Source organism: Pseudomonas sp. A125, from assembly GCF_055409485.1.
The window spans coordinates 11748-27245 of sequence record NZ_JBUZVP010000040.1 but is presented as its reverse complement, the minus strand read 5'-3'; the positions used below and the strand labels follow the sequence as shown (position 1 = coordinate 27245).

Below are 15498 nucleotides of genomic sequence, written 5' to 3'. Positions count from 1 at the left end.
GCAGATTGAGCCGTACAGTTTTGAACGGGCGACTCGGTTCGTGTGGGAGCTGTCGAGCCTTGGCGAGGCTGCGATGGGGTCAACGCAGTTTACCTGTCAGGCCGAGGTGCCTGCATCGCGGGCAAGCCCGGCTCCCACACAAGCCGGGGTGCTGATGTAGTAGCGGGCCATTACCCGGATCAAGCCTGCGGGTCTATCTTGGCTACTCTTGTCTGCCCAACCGTTCAACCGGAGGAATGCCCCATGGCCGCGAAAAAAATCCTGATGCTGGTCGGCGATTACGTCGAAGACTATGAAGTGATGGTGCCGTTCCAGGCGCTGTTGATGGTGGGGCATACCGTACACGCCGTGTGCCCGGACAAGACCGCCGGCCAGACCGTGCGCACGGCAATCCACGACTTCGAAGGCGACCAGACCTACAGCGAAAAGCCCGGGCACCTGTTCGCCCTGAATGCGGATTTTGCCAAGGTGAACGCCGCTGACTACGACGCGCTGCTGGTGCCCGGTGGTCGTGCACCCGAGTACCTGCGCCTGAACGAAAAAGTCCTGCAACTGGTCAAGGCGTTCGACCAGGCCGGCAAACCTATCGCCGCCGTGTGCCATGGTGCGCAACTGCTGGCCGCCGCCGGCATTCTGGAAGGCCGCGAGTGCAGCGCCTACCCGGCGTGCGGGCCGGAAGTGCGACTGGCGGGCGGTACGTTCATCGATATCCCGGTGACCGACAGCCATGTTCAAGGCAATCTGGTGACTGCCCCGGCCTGGCCGGCGCACCCTGGCTGGCTGGCGGGTTTCCTTGGCCTGCTGGGTACTCGGATCACCCTGTAAACCGGAGGTCATCACCATGTGCGAGCTGTACGTCAAGGCCGACCCGATTCTGTATGAATCCCGCTCGCGCTCCCTGCGCATCTGCGGCGTGGTGACCACCGTGCGCCTGGAAAACCAGTTCTGGGACATCCTCAGCGAAATCGCCGAGGTGGATGGCATGACCACCAATCAACTGATCACCAAGCTGTATGAAGAGGTGATGGACTACCGCGGCGAAGTGGTGAATTTCGCTTCGTTCCTGCGGGTGAGTTGCACGCGGTATCTGAGCAAGCAGCGGGTTCACGCCCCAGGGCTCGGCCTTGTTAATCCCAGAAGTGGCACGCAGAAGATCTAAATGTGGCAACTCGTTCAATGTGGGAGCAAGCCGGGCTTGCCCGCGATGACATCGCCTCGGTTTAACTGGCTGACCGAGTCGCGCGCATCGCAGGCAAGCCAGCTCCCACACTGATCGGGTTTCCAGGCCGAATGCTGGTGAAGGGTCAGAAGAACTGCGTCACGCTGATCTTGGCATCGCGGCCCTTGGTGTAGGCGCGGTCGCCGCTCAGAGCCGGGCGGAAGTTGTTGTTGAACAGGTTGTCCACGGTGAAGTTCACCTCGGTGCCCTTCAGATAAGCCTGCTGCGGCTTCCAGCTGGCGAACAGGCCCTGGGTGTTGTAGTGCTTGTTGCCGTACTGATCGTAAAACAGGTCGCCGATGCTGCTGCCCGGGCCACCGGAATACTTGTCGCTCGGCAAACGGCTGGTGGCGCCGATGAATTGTCCTTGCCAGCCCACCTGCATATCCAGGCTCGGGATCTTGGTGCCCAGTAACACCACCCATTTGGTCGGCGGAATATCCCGCGCCCAGACGTCCGGCCCCCACGGGTTGGTGTAGGCGCCTTCGTGTTTGCCGGTGGTGTAGGCGAACGATACCGAGCCGAACACGTAGGTGGAGTCATAGAAACTCTCGGCCTCGAAACCCTTGATGGTCATGCCGCCGATGTTGCGGTAGTTGGACATCGCCCCCGGCGGGCAGGCACTGGAAATGGTCCCGCCGTTGACCGCCTGGTTCTGGCAGCCCACGCCCGTGGCCTTGAAGATCTCGTCTTCGACCTTGTTGTGGAACAGCGTGGTCCGCAGTTGCAGGTTGTCGCCGTGGGTGAACACGTCGGCGAAGCGGGTGACGTTACCGAGGGTGATCGAGGTGATGCGCTCCGGGTCCAGGTCGACGCTGGTGGCGGTGCGGCTGCCCAGGCCCTGGACCTCATACTGCTCGTCGATCACCGGGGCACGCCAGGTGCGGCTCCAGTTGGCAAACATCGCCACGTTCGGGGTGATGGTCCAGTACGCCGCAAGGCGGGGCGACCAGCCGGTGTAGGTGCGGTCGCTGTAGTCGTGGCCGATGGCCGGGTCCGGGTTGCTGTAGTACGGCGCGTCGTTGGCCTCGCCGCGGTTGCGCACATGGTCATAGCGCATCGAGGGGGTGATGGTCACGTCGCCCAGCGTCACCGCGTCCTGGATAAAGAAGCTGTTGGTGTCGACCTTGCCATGGGGCATGAACCCCGGCTGGAAGTGCCCGTAGTTATATTTTGGGGTGTTGTAGGTGGCGCCGGGCATCCACATTTCGGTTTCCCGGGCGTGTTTGCGGATTTGCACCCCGGTGGTCACCGCATGCTGCAACACGCCGGTGGAAAACAGGCTGACGTTGCGTACGTCTAGGTTCTTGTCGTTGTAGGAGGTGTCCATCTTGCGCCCGCCGGTCGCGAGCTGGAAAAACGCCGTGGCGTCACGCTCGTCGGTCTGGTCGGTGTTGGATTCTGAATACTTGATGGTCAAGTCCACCAGCGGGTTATTCATCGGCTGGTATTCGTACTTGCCGGACCAGGTGGTGTCGACGGTGTTGCGGTTGGCCAGGAAGCGTTTCAGCGCGGCTTCGTAGCCATAGCGGTCGATGTTGGCCTGGGTCGGCGGCGTCGGGTAGCTGGCGGCAGAGAAGGGCGTCCAGCGCTGGCTGTTGGAGCGTGAATACGACAGGCCAAGGCTGTGCTCATCGGTAAAGTGTGCATTCACCTTGAACAGCTTGCCGTCCACGTTCTGCGCGCTGTTGGGCAGGCGCTTGGGGTTGATCGGGTACTGGTTGTTATCGTTGGGCAGGGTGGCGGCCAGCTTCATGTCGCCGCCGTCGCGCTGGGTCAGGTAGGCCAGGGCATCGAAGCGCCCGTCATCGGTGCGCCCGTAAACCGCGCTGCTGTAGACCTGTTCATGGTCGTTGCTGGAGTAACCGTATTTGAGCATGGCGCCGCTGTTGCGCCCGTCCTTGAGCAGGTCCGGGGCATCCTTGGTGGTCATGTTGACCGTACCGCCAAAGCCGCCGTTGCCACTGAAGGCCGAGTTGGGACCTTTCTCTACTTCAATGCTCTTGATCAGCTCGGGCTCGATAAACACGGTGCCCTGCTGGTAACGCTCAAAGCCACTTTTGGTGGCGCCATCGACGGTCAGCGGCACGTCTTCGGCGTCACCGAAACCGCGGATGTTGATGGTCTGCCCGCCGGGCTTCAGCGAGCCGCCCTGGCTGATGCCGGGCAGGGTTTGCAGCAGGCTGGGGATGTTATTGGACTGGTAACGGTCGATGTCGGCCTGGCTCAGGGTGGAGCGGCCGACGGTGGTGGAGTCGACCTCGTTGCCGGTGCCGATCACGCTCAGGGCTTCCAACTGGATCGCGCCGCTGTTGGTGGTCTTGCCTTCTTCGGGCCGTACCACGTAGGTGCTGCCGACCTTGAGCAACACGAACTCGCCGTCTTTGAGCAGGGTACGAATCGCCACTTCCGGGGTGAAGTCGCCATTGAGGGCCGGCGCCTGGATATTTTTCAGCAACGCTTCATCGAACAGCAGCTGGATTTTCGCCTGCTGCGCCACCTGGCTCAGGGACGTGGCCAGGGGCTGGGCCGGCAATTGCAGTTTGAACGACTCGGCCTGGGCATTCAGGCTGAAGGCCAGGCAGGCGGCAAGGGCGGTGGGTCGAACAAACAAGTGCTGAACGTGGCAAGGCGCGCGAAACATGAAATCCCCCGGAGTAGCCAAATGGCCAAAAAGGTGTGCGTATCAAACGCAGACCGGAGGAAGACGCGGCAGAAAAAATAATCCTCACATGCGAATGCAAAATATTCTCAAATAAGGATTTTGCAGGATTACTTGCGCGGTTCGATCCTGATATTGCCATCGGCCATGGCCACGGTTTTTACCGGCAGCAGGGCAGGCAGGGCGTTGAGCAGGGCGTCCGGATCATTCACATCCAGGTTGCCCGAGACCTTCAACTGCGCCACTGCGCCGTCCACCAGCAACGGTGCCTGGGGGCGGTACAGGCTCAACTCGTCCATCAAGCTGGCCAGCTCGCGATTGCGAAACGATACGTGCCCACCGCGCCAATCGGCGATTTCGTCGGCGGTGAGGGTTTGTTGTTGCAGGGTGCCTTTGGCATAACTGAACGTGGCGCGCTGTTGGGCGCCAAGCAACGTGGCAGGCACCCTGGCATCGGCATCGAACGCCACTTGGCCGTGAGCCACGCTGACCACCAGTTGTTGTTTGCTGCGCCGCACATCAAAGCCGGTGCCGACCACCCGTACGTTGGCTTCGCCGGCCTGCACGAACAGCGGGCGTTCCTTGTCGGCGGCAACCTCGATATACAACTGGCCTTGATCCAGATGCACGACGCGCTGGTGGCTGGTGAAGTCCACTCGCAGGCGCGTGTTGGCGTTGACGTACAAGGTGCTGCCGTCGGGCAGTTGCAAGGTGCGCATACCCTTGGCATGAGCCGCCACCTGGGTGTGGAACAGCTCGCGCGGGGCACCGAGATTGTTCGCCAGCAGGGCACACACCAACGCGGCCGCCACCGCCAGGGCGGGGCGCCACACGGGCTGTTTGCGTACGGGTAGCGGTGTCGGTTTGTTCAGTTGCTGCAACTGGGCCAGGTCGGCCCACAGCTGTTCGAATTCGGCATAGGCGCGAGCATTGGCCGGCTCCGACTGCCAGGCGGCAAACGCCTTGCGGTCGGCGCGGCCCGCGTCATTGCGGTTGCGCGCAAACCAGCTGGCGGCCTGGGCATCGATCGAGTCGCTGGCCTCGATGCCACAGGTGTCGATGTCGCTCAGGCGGGTCATTCTGGCTGCTCCTTGCCCTGTTCTTGTTGAAGTCGCTGCTTGCAATGCAGCAAGGCAAAAGCGATGTGCTTTTCCACCATGCTGATCGAAACGCCCATGCGCTCGGCGATCTGGGCCTGGCTCAGGCCTTCGAAGCGGTGCAGCATAAGGGCTTCTCGTCTTCTGGGCGAGAGTTCAGCGAGGACTTCTTTCAACTGTTCCAGGCGTTGCAGGCGTTGCGCGGCGGCCATGGGATCGTCTCGCGAGTCGCTGACAGGTTCGGCATCCAGCTCGGCCTGTTGCTGGTGGACGGTGTGCCGCACCTTCTGTTTACGCCAGTGATCGCGCAGCAGGTTGCGCGCCATCTGGAACAGAAACGCCCGTGGCTGCGCAACCTGTGCCCTGTCGCGGTAGTCCAGCCATTGGGTGAAGACATCCTGGGTCATGTCTGCCGCGTCGCTGGCGTTGTCCGTGCGTTTGCGCAGGAAATGCAGGATATCTGCATAGAACCCGCGAAAGGCATCAGCCGACAGCGGGTCGGGCTTGGGACGAGACATGGATATCCTTCTTGACGAAGCACGACGTAGAAAAGTCGCGAATGATATCGAGAATTATTGTCATTTGTCTCTATTGAAATATACGCATCAGTGTGGGAGCTGGCTTGCCTGCGATGCAGGCACCTCGGTTTGTCAGGAATACCGAGGTGATGCCATCGCAGGCAAGCCAGCTCCCACAGGGGGTCACCGCAATGTGGTCAGCAGTTCTTGAAGCTTAACCCGGCCAGCCTCACCCAGCGGGAACACCGGCAAGCGTGGGTCCCCGCACTCCAGCCCCGTGAGCCGCAAACCGGCCTTGATCGTCGCCGGCAAGCCACCTTTGAGGATGAAGTCCAGCAACGGCAACTGGCGATAAAACAGCGCTCGCGCTTTCGTCAGGTCATTGCTCAGAACGGCTTCATACAAATCCAGATTGAGCTGCGGGATCAGGTTCGGCGCTGCCGTGCACCAGCCCTTCGCCCCAGCCGCAAACGCTTCCAGCGCCAGCGGATTGCAGCCGTTGTAGAACGGCACCTGGCCTTCGCTGCGCCGGTGCAACTGGTGCATGCGCTGAATATCCCCGGTGCTTTCCTTGACCATGGTCACGTTGTCGACGCTGTTGACGATGCGCAGGATCAAGTCCACCGACATATCGGTGCCGCTGGTGGCCGGGTTGTTATAGAGCATGATCGGCACGCCGATGCTGTCACCGATGGCGGCATAGTGAGCGAGGATTTCCGCCTCGCTGAGTTTCCAGTACGAGGCCGGCAATACCATCACTACGTCCGCACCGTGGGCTTCGGCAAACTGTGCGCGGCGTACGGCCTTGGCGGTGGTCAGGTCGGAGACGCTGACGATGGCCGGTACGCGTTTGCCGACCTTCTGGAGGCTGTAGGCGGCGACTTCATCCCACTCGGCATCGCTGAGGTAGGCGCCTTCGCCGGTGCTGCCCAGCGGCGCGATGGCGTGTACGCCGCTGTCGATCAGGCGGTCGATGGAGCGTCCGAAGGCGTCCAGGTCCAGGTGCTGGCCGTCTGCACTGAACGGGGTGATGGTGTAGCCGATAATGCCGTGAATAGAAGGGCTGGACATGGAAAAGTCTCCTGTCGAAAAAAGGGTTTCAGTTCAGGCAATCGGCGTGTTGACGCAGGTTCTGCCGAGCGTAGTAGTTGAACGCGGCGCCATGGCGCTTGGGCTTGGAAATCCACTCATGGGCTTCGCGGCCCAGTTCCGGCAGGATCGGCTTGATCGTGCCGGCGGCCATCGCCAGCAGCTGCAACTTGGCCGCGCGCTCGATCAACTGCGCGATCACGCAGGCTTCCTCAATGCTCGCCCCGGTGGACAATTGGCCGTGGTGGGAAAGCAATATCGCGCGCTTGTCGCCCAGTGCAGCGGTGATGATTTCACCTTCTTCGTTGCCCACCGGCACGCCGGGCCAGGCTTGGAGGAATGCGCAGTCTTCGTACAGCGGGCACAGGTCCATGTGGGACACCTGCAGCGGCACTTCGAGCATCGACAACGCGGCGATGTGAGTCGGGTGAGTGTGGATGATGCAGTTCACATCCGGGCGAGCGCGGTACACCCAACTGTGAAAACGGTTGGCCGGGTTGGGCATGCCGTGGCCTTCCAGTACTTCCAAATCTTCGTTGACCAGCAGCAGATTGCTGGCGGTGATTTCATCGAAACCCAGGCCCAGTTGTTGGGTGTAATAAGTGCCCGGGGTCGGGCCGCGTGCGGTGATCTGCCCGGCCAGGCCGGAGTCATGGCCGTTCTCGAACAGAATCCGGCAGGTGAGCGCCAGCTTTTGCCGGTCGGTCCACGTATTATCCGCCAGGGTGTTTTGCATCTGGGTCAGTGCTTGCTTGACCAGTTGGTCTTTCGGGAGTGCTAATGTCTTGGCCATGTCTGTGTCCTTGTTCGTTGCAAATGACACGAAAGAGACTATATGACACAAAGTGTCATTGACAAGTATTCTTCATCGACTCTTTAATGGATTAACCGCTGCACATGTCTATCCGTTTGAAAATACTGAGAAAAAAACTTGGCGTGACCTTGGAGTCGCTCGCGGAAAAATCCGGGATGACCAAGAGCTACCTGTCGAAAGTCGAGCGCGGGTTGAATACGCCGTCGATTGCCGCAGCGTTGAAACTGGCCAAGGCGTTGAACGTGAAGGTCGAGGAACTGTTCAGTGAAGACAGCGTGAGCCTCGACAGCTACAGCCTGGTTCGCAGCCATGAGCGGCAGGCGTTGTCGGGCACTGATGCGTCACCGGGTTACGCGGTGTTGGCGCATCAGGTCAGCGAGCGTAGTTTGTTGCCGTTCATCATTTATCCGCCGGCGGAGTTTACGGACAAGACCTTCAAGGAGCATTTGGGTGAGGAGTTTTTGTTTGTGCATGAAGGTCAGGTTGAAGTGGATTTCATGAGTGAGCGGGTGGTGTTGAACCGCGGGGATGCGCTGCATTTCAATGCGCAGAAGCCCCACCGGATTCGGTCGGTGGGGGAGGTTCAGGCGCAGTTGTTGGTGGTGGTGCACAGCAGCGATGAGTGACTGTGGGGTTGTGGGCATATCCGTTATTTAGGTAACGGCTTCGATGGGTTCCGCTCTTACAGCGGGTCACTTTTGAAAAGCGCAAAAGTAACCAAAACGCTCTGCCCCGCCTGTCGGCGCCTCGCTGTGGCTCGGCGTTCCCTCACTCCGGAATTGCTCCGCGGGCCGCCGCGACGGCCCGTCCCTGGCCCGTCGCGGCTAAACCGGCGTCCTGCCGGTTTACCCGCTCCTCAATCCCTGCGTTCGGCCTCGGGCTGAATGGGGCAGTCAGATCAAAAGCAAGATCAAGTGCACAGCGGCCTACAGGCCGGCTTGAGTGTTAAAAGCCAAATCAAAAGCTAAAGCAGGCACGGTTCCAATGTGGGAGCTGGCTTGCCTGCGATGGCATCGCCGCGGCGTGTCTGAAAAACCGAGTCGCCTGCATCGCCGGCAAGCCAGCTCCTACGCCTTGCTTTTGCTTTTAACACTCAGGTCGGCTTTCAGGCCGCCGTGCTCTTGCTGTTGACCTTGATCTGCAGGCCCCGTCAACCACGATGGCCGCAAGCAGGCACGGTGGAGCGGGTAAATCGGCAAGGATGCCGATTTAGCCGCGCCGGGCCATGGATGGCCCGTCGCGGCGGCCCGCGGAGACGGGTCTGATTGCGGGCATGCCGAGCCTAAGCGAGGCACCGAGTGGTGGGGCAAAGACCTTTTGGTTACTTTTGGGGCGTTTGCCAAAAGTGACCCGCTGTAAGAGCGGAACCATAAGAAGCCGTTACCGCAGCAACGGATATGCACCCAACCCAAAAAACCCAACCCCAATCACCGCTCTACCGCCACCGAAAGCCCCGATGTCCCAAGCACATGACTACGCGCATCAAAAAACCGCAACTCCACATCCACCCCCTCAAACAACTCAGCAAAACGCCGCTTCTGCTGCTGGATAAACCCCGCACTGCGGCCAAACACCGAAATCGCCAGGGTCTTGACCCTGGCCTGCCGGATCGCCTGCACCAGATGCACATCCTGCGCGCCAAGGTGATGCCCAAAAATGCACAACCCACCCTCATGGCTCAACAACTGCTCATAGCAAAACGACAAATAGTCAGAACTGCGAATAGTCTTCAGCTTCTCCTCAACCTTCCCTTCACTGACAAACAACGGCACATCATCCAGCGTCTTGATCGTGTTATTGATCGCAAAACTGCTGAGCAACGTACTGTCGGTAGTCGGCAGTTTACGCGCCGTACCATCAAGGTTACGCACCAGGTGCAAACCACCATGCAGGTACAGAATACGTGTGGTATCGGTAACCGTATTGCGCAAGTCAAAACTCGCATCGGCACTGCGAAACAGGTCATCGATGCCCGGCGCATGCAGGATCGCCCAGTAGTTGAGCAGGTCGTAATTGCTGGTGAACACCGTCGGATAACTCGCCAACTCCTGATGAATCGTCGCCAGCGTCGAAGGCTTCACCAAACGCCATGGAATATGCACGCTGTGGATCGTATTGATCAGCGCTTCCTTGATCGCGTAATAGCGATTACGCGGCGCCGCCGAACTGACCGCCAGGGCCTTGTTGACCCGACTGGTGGTTTTCAGCGCGCCCAGCACCTGCTCGAAGCTGCGGGTCTGCATCGCGTCAAACACACTCAGCTCGGATTGGCTCAGGGGTTTCTCTTCCACGGTGCGGGCGTTTTCGAACAGCGAGTCGTAGGCAAAGTCTTCCCACACTGCGCGGCTGGCGCCGTTGCCGATCAGGATCCCGCTGAAGGCGGTACTGCTGCGCAAGGCGTTCCAGTCTTCAAGGTGGGCATCAAAATCCTGGGAATCCTTCATTGCGGCGGGTCTACTCAAAATCGGCTGGGCGGTGACTTTATCACGAGCGGGCGTTGATCCTGGTCAAGATGCCGCAGGTAAACGGGGTCGATGCTGTAGGCATAACGACTTTAGAGGTTTAGCCACCATGAGCAGCACCTTCTTCATTCCCGCCGTTAACATCATGGGCATCGACTGCCTCGACGAAGCCATGACGGCCATCCGCAACTACGGTTTTCACAAGGCGCTGATCGTCACCGATGCCGGCATGGCCAAGGCGGGTGTAGCCAGCATGATCGCCGAGAAACTCGCGATGCAGGACATCGACTCGGTGATCTACGACGGCGCAAAGCCCAACCCGAATGTTGAAAACGTCGAAAAAGGCCTGGCGCTGCTGCACCACAGTGGCTGCGATTTTGTAGTGTCCCTCGGCGGCGGCTCGCCCCATGACTGCGCCAAGGGCATTGCCCTGTGTGCGACCAACGGCGGGCACATCGGCGACTACGAAGGCGTCGACCAGTCGGCCAAGCCGCAACTGCCGCTGGTGGCCATTAACACCACCGCCGGCACCGCCAGCGAAATGACCCGTTTCTGCATCATCACCGACGAAACCCGCCACGTGAAAATGGCCATCGTGGACCGCAACGTCACACCGCTGCTGTCGGTCAACGACCCGGCGCTGATGGTCGGCATGCCCAAGGGGCTGACCGCCGCCACCGGCATGGACGCGCTGACCCACGCGATCGAAGCCTACGTGTCCACCGCCGCCAACCCGATCACCGATGCCTGCGCGATCAAGGCCATCGAACTGATCAGCGCCAACCTGCGGATTGCGGTGCGCGACGGCAAAGACATGGCCGCGCGGGAGAACATGGCCTACGCGCAGTTCCTCGCCGGCATGGCCTTCAACAATGCCTCGCTGGGGTTCGTGCACGCCATGGCCCACCAGTTGGGCGGCCTGTACGACTTGCCCCACGGCGTATGCAATGCGGTGCTGTTGCCCCATGTGCAAAGTTTTAACGCCAGCGTCAGCGCCGAACGCCTGAGCCATGTGGCCCGGGCCCTTGGCGCAGATATCAAGGGCACAACGGCGGAAGAGGGCGCCCAGGCGGCCATCGTGGCAATTCGCAGCCTGTCCCAGGATGTGGAAATTCCTGCCGGGCTGCGCGAGTTGGGTGCCAAGCTGCAGGACATCCCGCTGCTGGCCTCCAATGCATTGAAGGACGCCTGCGGCCTGACCAACCCACGGCGGGCGGATCAACGTCAGATTGAGGAGATCTTTCGCAGCGCGTTTTGATCGGCTCTGATCAGGGCGACGTTCAACAGTGCGCCGCCCGCCAGCACTACGCACAACACCGCCAACGGCCAGGCCTGCTGACTCGCCAACAGGCTGGCCACACCACCGATCGCCGCGGCCATCAACTGATGCATAAAGCCGCTCAAGGCCATGGCGTAGGAGCCGCTCACCGGCGACTCATCATTGGCCAGCGACAGGCTGATGGGATAGCTCATCGACTGCCCGAACACCGCCAGGCAGTAAGGCAACCACAATAGAATCGCCAGGCCATTGGCAAACAGGCTGCCCAGCAACATCGTTGCGCTGGCGCACATCACCAACGCCACGCCCCAACTCATCATCGACAGGCGCCCGGTGCGGGCGACCAGGCGATTGACCATCAACGCCCCCGCCAGATACGCCCCGCTGATCGGCCAGCCGAGCCAGCCATATTGCGCCGCGCTCCACTGGAAATGGCCCTGCAAGATCAAGGGTGCGCAGGTGTTGAAGGCGATGATCACCCCGTAACCCAAACCGCCCGCCAATGCAGGGCGCAGGAACGCCGGATGGCGCAGGATCGTGCTGTAGTTGCGCCAGGCCGAGAGGTGCCCGGCGGCTTTTTCCAGTGTCGGAAACACCACCCGTTGCAGCGCAATCATCAAGCCGGCAGCCGCCATCGCCAGCCCATAAAAGATCGCTTCCCAGCCAAACGCCACCTGCAACAGCGAGCCCACAAACTGCCCGATGCCCAACGCGATCACGAACGTCATGCCCAGCCACGACAGACCCTTGGCCAACAGCGCACCGCTGAAACTGTCGCGAACCAGCACCCGCGCCATCACCGATACACCGCCCGCGCCGAGGCCTTGAACCAGCCGCAGGCCAAGAAAGGATTCGAGGTTGTAGGCGGACGGAATCGCCACACTGGCCAGGGCATACAGCGCCAACGCCGCCAACAGCACCGGCTTTCTGCCAACCCGCTCACCGAGGCTGCCCCAAAGCAGCATCGGCAACGCCATGCCGATCAAATACACCGCCAGGGCCAGAGCCACCTGGTCCTCGGCAGCAGGCAATGCGTGGGCAATCGCCGGTACGGCGGGTAGGTAACTGCTGATGCCAACCTGGGACAGAAAGGCCGCGCTGCAGGCGATGGCGAGGGTGGTGGTGCTTTTCAAGCGTGGGGCATCCTTCTACAGATGAGTACAAGATTATCGGGTGGTGCTAATCATTAGCTTTCCCGTGTTCCATCATCAAGGCTCTAAGCTCTACACAAAATAGCTTGATTAGAGAGTGGGGCATGTCCGCTCGTAGCGTAATACGTATCGCCGCTTTTCCCTGTGGAACGACCGGGAAAAATACTGCTGAGGTGAAAAAGCCTTTCTCTGCAAGCCCTATAGCCACTCTGTTTGCTGTTTCAGCTCCTGCGCAAGTGATTAATCGAATTGGTGTATTTGCGCCTGATTGATCTGATTTTATTAAGCTGTCAAATAGTTTGATGTTTGATTGAAGGTTCTGTTGCAGGGCTGGTAGTTGGTCTGATTTGTGTAGTTGAATGGAGGCGAGTCCTGCCCCGATCGATGCGGAGTTTAAGCTTTGGGACCAGTTGTTAGGTCCTCCATAGCGATAGATCAAATTCTTTTGGCGCTCGTTGCCGAGCATCACTACTGCGCCGCTTGCGCCGAAAGACTTGCCTAAGGACGCGACGATTATGATCTGATCATCTAAGTGCGACAGCTGTGGTCGAACATGGCCGCTCCCGTTCTCCCCAATCGCCGATAGTGCATGGGAATCGTCCAGGTACAGGAATAGACCATAACGCGATTTTAAATAGAGAAGGCTTTCTATGTCGGCGAAACCTCCCATGCTATAAATGCCATCCGCTACGTATACAACTTTTTTATGCCTTTTACATAAATCTTCGAGAAATGAAATGTCGTTATGGGGGGCGGTTACTACCTCTGTTTCATCTGCGCATGAAGCTTTAAGGTGATTCATCGAGTAGTGCGATTTTTTGTCGAATACCATGATGGGTGGATTGTCGTCAGTGAACGCTCCGCTGGCGAGCAAAGGTAGTATGCCGGAAGTGGCAGCGCTGCAAGATAAAGCGCTTAAGCACGTTGAATCAAAAAGTTCAGACAGCTCTGTTTCATACTGATCAAGAATGGCTAGTTTGCAGCGGTTTTTTGAGTTTGCAATGCGTAGTGTTCCTGCCTCTTGTATTCCTCGTATCGCACCTTTAAGGATGTCTGGGTGGTAGTCCAGTCCCAAGTATGATGTTGTACAGAAGTGATGGACGTCTCTTCCGTATTGGTCAGTGAGTAGATTGGCTTTTTTTACCGTGACGTTTAACTCACAGATTCGACCTGATTTTGCTGTTTGCCAGTCACTGTCTGCTAACTGAATCACTTTTTTGTAATTGGTAAATTTGTTGTATGGGTGGTTTTCCATTGTTAGGTGTCCATTTCTGCTTAGGGCCAAAGACCTTAGCGAGAAAAGTATCTTTGGATAAGTCAGATGCTTCCTACATGACCTGCACGCGCTGGGATTTTTTGCGTGTGTAAACTCCTACTTTTTTGATAAAGACCTGGACGTTATGTTTATGTTCTCACTGATGTCTGCCAGTATCGCCGTCGAAGACGCCAGCAGAGGCTCTATGAGCCGCATACCCGTGTCTGGTTTGGTGAACCTATTGACTCACGTCCTTGGGTTAAGTGTTAACTTGCTAATGAAGACGTACAGAAGGCGTGAGAGCGCCGTTTTCGTTTTGAAAAAACCAGCAGGTTCATGGGAGTTTTTGATGAGAGTTCTGCTATTCGGCGCCACCGGCATGGTCGGCCAAGGCGTGTTGCGCGAGTGCCTGTTGGCCAGTGATGTGCAGGAAGTGGTGGCCGTAGGCCGTACCGCACTGACCCAGGAACACGGCAAGCTGCATCAGGTGCTGCATGCCGACATGTTCGATTTCCAGCCCCTGGAGCATCTGCTGCAAGGCTTTGACGCCTGCTTCTTTTGCCTGGGCGTGTCCTCGGTGGGCATGGATGAAGCCAAGTACACTCACTTGAGCTACGACCTGACGCTGGTGGCTGCCAGCACCCTGGCGCGGCTCAATCCGCAGATGACCTTCATCTACGTGTCCGGCGCCGGTACCGACAGCAGTGAAGCCGGCAAAACCATGTGGGCGCGGATCAAGGGCAAGACCGAAAACGCCTTGCTGCGCCTGCCGTTCAAGGCGGTGTACCTGTTCCGCCCCGGGGTTATCCAGCCGCTGCACGGCGTACGTTCGAAAACCCCGCTCTACCAATCCATCTACACCGTGATCGGCCCGCTGTTGTCGCTGCTGCGCCATGTGCGCCCGGCCTGGGTCGTGAGCACGGAAACCGTTGGCCGCGCGATGCTCTCGGCCGTCCGGCACGGCGCCCCGTCGGCTGTGGTAGAGCAGGCCGATATCAATCGCCTGGCCACCGAGCGCGCCTAGATGCTGCACAAAAGCCTGGTCCGCCGCCTTGACCTGATCACCCTGCAACTGTTTGTGGCGGTGCATGAAGAAGGCACCCTGACCCGCGCCGCCGCCCGTGAAGCCATCGCGGTCTCGGCGGCCAGCAAGCGGTTGATGGAGCTGGAACACGTGTTGGGCGTAAGCCTGTTTGTACGCCAGGCCAAGGGCATGCAGCTCACGGCCGCCGGCGAGACCTTGCTGCACCATGCGCGACAAATGCTGTTCAACGTCGAGAAAATGGGCCTGGAACTGGGCGAGCACAGCCACGGCGTGCGTGGTTATGTGCGGATGCTGGCCAATCTCTCGGCGATCATTCAGTTCCTGCCGGAAGACTTGCGCGACTTTTCCGCGCTGCACCCACAGGTCAAAGCCGACCTGGAAGAGCGGCCCAGCAATGGCGTGGTCCAGGGTGTGATCGATGGGGTTGCGGACTTGGGCATCTGCTCCAGCGACACCGATACCAAAGGCCTGCCCGGCGTGACCTATCGCCGGGACAAGCTGGTGGTGCTGATGCCGGCGGACCACCCGTTGGCGGCGCGCAAAACGTTGGCCTTTGCCGAGACTCTGGACAGTGACTATGTAGGGCTGCACTCCGCCAGCTCGATCAACATGCGCACCCACGCGGCAGCGCGTGAGGCGGGCAAGGTGTTGCGCCTGCGTATCCATGTACCGGGTTTTGATGCGATGTGCCGGATGGTCCAGGCCAATATGGGCATCGGCATTCTGCCGCAAAAGGCCTATGAACTGTTTGGCCGGGCGTTGGGTTTGCATGCGGTGCCGCTGACGGACGCCTGGTCGGATCGCAGCCTGATCCTGGTGGTGCGTGACGAGGCGCAGCTGTCGCCGGTGAGCCGGTTGTTGTTCGATTATTTGCGTCGGGAGCAGGGCTAAACGAAATGCTGCTGGC

Annotated in this window: 14 protein-coding genes; 6 read left to right on the top strand and 8 right to left on the bottom strand. The window is 59.5% G+C overall.

Annotated elements, in window-relative coordinates; all coding sequences use genetic code 11:
* Positions 1 to 243 precede the first annotated feature (243 nt).
* Together ACZRN6_RS33115 and ACZRN6_RS33110 are read left to right on the top strand one after the other, a co-directional pair.
* Positions 244 to 825: a DJ-1/PfpI family protein gene (locus ACZRN6_RS33115; RefSeq protein WP_464009764.1), complete on the top strand. Its 582-nt coding sequence runs from the start codon at positions 244 to 246 to the stop codon at positions 823 to 825.
* Between the two features lie 16 nt (positions 826 to 841).
* Positions 842 to 1159, top strand: a complete 318-nt coding sequence (locus tag ACZRN6_RS33110; protein ID WP_322143686.1) for a ribbon-helix-helix domain-containing protein — start codon at positions 842 to 844, stop codon at positions 1157 to 1159.
* A gap of 145 nt (positions 1160 to 1304) precedes the next feature.
* Here ACZRN6_RS33110 and ACZRN6_RS33105 read toward each other — a convergent pair whose 3' ends face one another.
* The 5 genes from ACZRN6_RS33105 to ACZRN6_RS33085 form a co-directional block, all read right to left on the bottom strand.
* A complete protein-coding gene (locus ACZRN6_RS33105) occupies positions 1305 to 3863 on the bottom strand; it encodes a TonB-dependent receptor (RefSeq protein WP_464009763.1) in 2559 nt (852 codons plus the stop codon).
* Between the two features lie 128 nt (positions 3864 to 3991).
* A complete protein-coding gene (locus ACZRN6_RS33100; protein ID WP_464009762.1) occupies positions 3992 to 4960 on the bottom strand; it encodes a FecR family protein in 969 nt (322 codons plus the stop codon).
* On the bottom strand, positions 4957 to 5496 hold the full coding sequence (locus ACZRN6_RS33095; RefSeq protein ID WP_322143689.1) for an RNA polymerase sigma factor: 540 nt from the start codon (positions 5494 to 5496) through the stop codon (positions 4957 to 4959). The genes ACZRN6_RS33100 and ACZRN6_RS33095 overlap by 4 nt, the downstream gene beginning before the upstream one ends.
* 183 nt (positions 5497 to 5679) lie before the next feature.
* Positions 5680 to 6567, bottom strand: coding sequence for a dihydrodipicolinate synthase family protein (locus tag ACZRN6_RS33090; protein ID WP_464009761.1), 888 nt, complete (start codon positions 6565 to 6567; stop codon positions 5680 to 5682).
* A gap of 28 nt (positions 6568 to 6595) precedes the next feature.
* Positions 6596 to 7378, bottom strand: a complete 783-nt coding sequence (locus ACZRN6_RS33085; RefSeq protein WP_322143691.1) for an aldolase — start codon at positions 7376 to 7378, stop codon at positions 6596 to 6598.
* 104 nt (positions 7379 to 7482) lie between these two features.
* On the opposite strand from ACZRN6_RS33085, the gene ACZRN6_RS33080 reads away from it, so the two are divergent.
* Positions 7483 to 8025 carry a helix-turn-helix domain-containing protein gene (locus ACZRN6_RS33080; protein WP_177090499.1) on the top strand — a complete coding sequence of 181 codons (543 nt, stop codon included), beginning with the start codon at positions 7483 to 7485 and terminating at the stop codon, positions 8023 to 8025.
* A gap of 801 nt (positions 8026 to 8826) precedes the next feature.
* On the opposite strand, the gene ACZRN6_RS33075 is transcribed toward ACZRN6_RS33080, so the two are convergent.
* Positions 8827 to 9843, bottom strand: a complete 1017-nt coding sequence (locus ACZRN6_RS33075) for a DUF4917 family protein (protein ID WP_322143692.1) — start codon at positions 9841 to 9843, stop codon at positions 8827 to 8829.
* Positions 9844 to 9970: 127 nt separating this feature from the next.
* Here ACZRN6_RS33075 and yiaY point away from each other — a divergent pair, with 127 nt between their 5' ends.
* Positions 9971 to 11119: an L-threonine dehydrogenase gene (yiaY, locus tag ACZRN6_RS33070; RefSeq protein WP_322143693.1), complete on the top strand. Its 1149-nt coding sequence runs from the start codon at positions 9971 to 9973 to the stop codon at positions 11117 to 11119.
* Here the strand turns inward: yiaY and ACZRN6_RS33065 are convergent.
* The gene (locus ACZRN6_RS33065) at positions 11086 to 12273 is read right to left on the bottom strand and encodes an MFS transporter (RefSeq protein ID WP_464009760.1); all 1188 of its coding nucleotides are present in this window, start codon (positions 12271 to 12273) and stop codon (positions 11086 to 11088) included. The genes yiaY and ACZRN6_RS33065 overlap by 34 nt on opposite strands.
* Before the next feature lie 46 nt (positions 12274 to 12319).
* Positions 12320 to 13546 carry an 8-amino-7-oxononanoate synthase family protein gene (locus ACZRN6_RS33060; RefSeq protein ID WP_464009759.1) on the bottom strand — a complete coding sequence of 409 codons (1227 nt, stop codon included), beginning with the start codon at positions 13544 to 13546 and terminating at the stop codon, positions 12320 to 12322.
* 349 nt (positions 13547 to 13895) lie between these two features.
* On the opposite strand from ACZRN6_RS33060, the gene ACZRN6_RS33055 reads away from it, so the two are divergent.
* Both ACZRN6_RS33055 and ACZRN6_RS33050 read left to right on the top strand, forming a co-directional pair.
* Positions 13896 to 14570, top strand: coding sequence for an NAD(P)H-binding protein (locus ACZRN6_RS33055; protein ID WP_322143696.1), 675 nt, complete (start codon positions 13896 to 13898; stop codon positions 14568 to 14570).
* Positions 14571 to 15482 carry a LysR family transcriptional regulator gene (locus ACZRN6_RS33050; protein ID WP_322143697.1) on the top strand — a complete coding sequence of 304 codons (912 nt, stop codon included), beginning with the start codon at positions 14571 to 14573 and terminating at the stop codon, positions 15480 to 15482.
* Positions 15483 to 15498 lie beyond the last annotated feature (16 nt).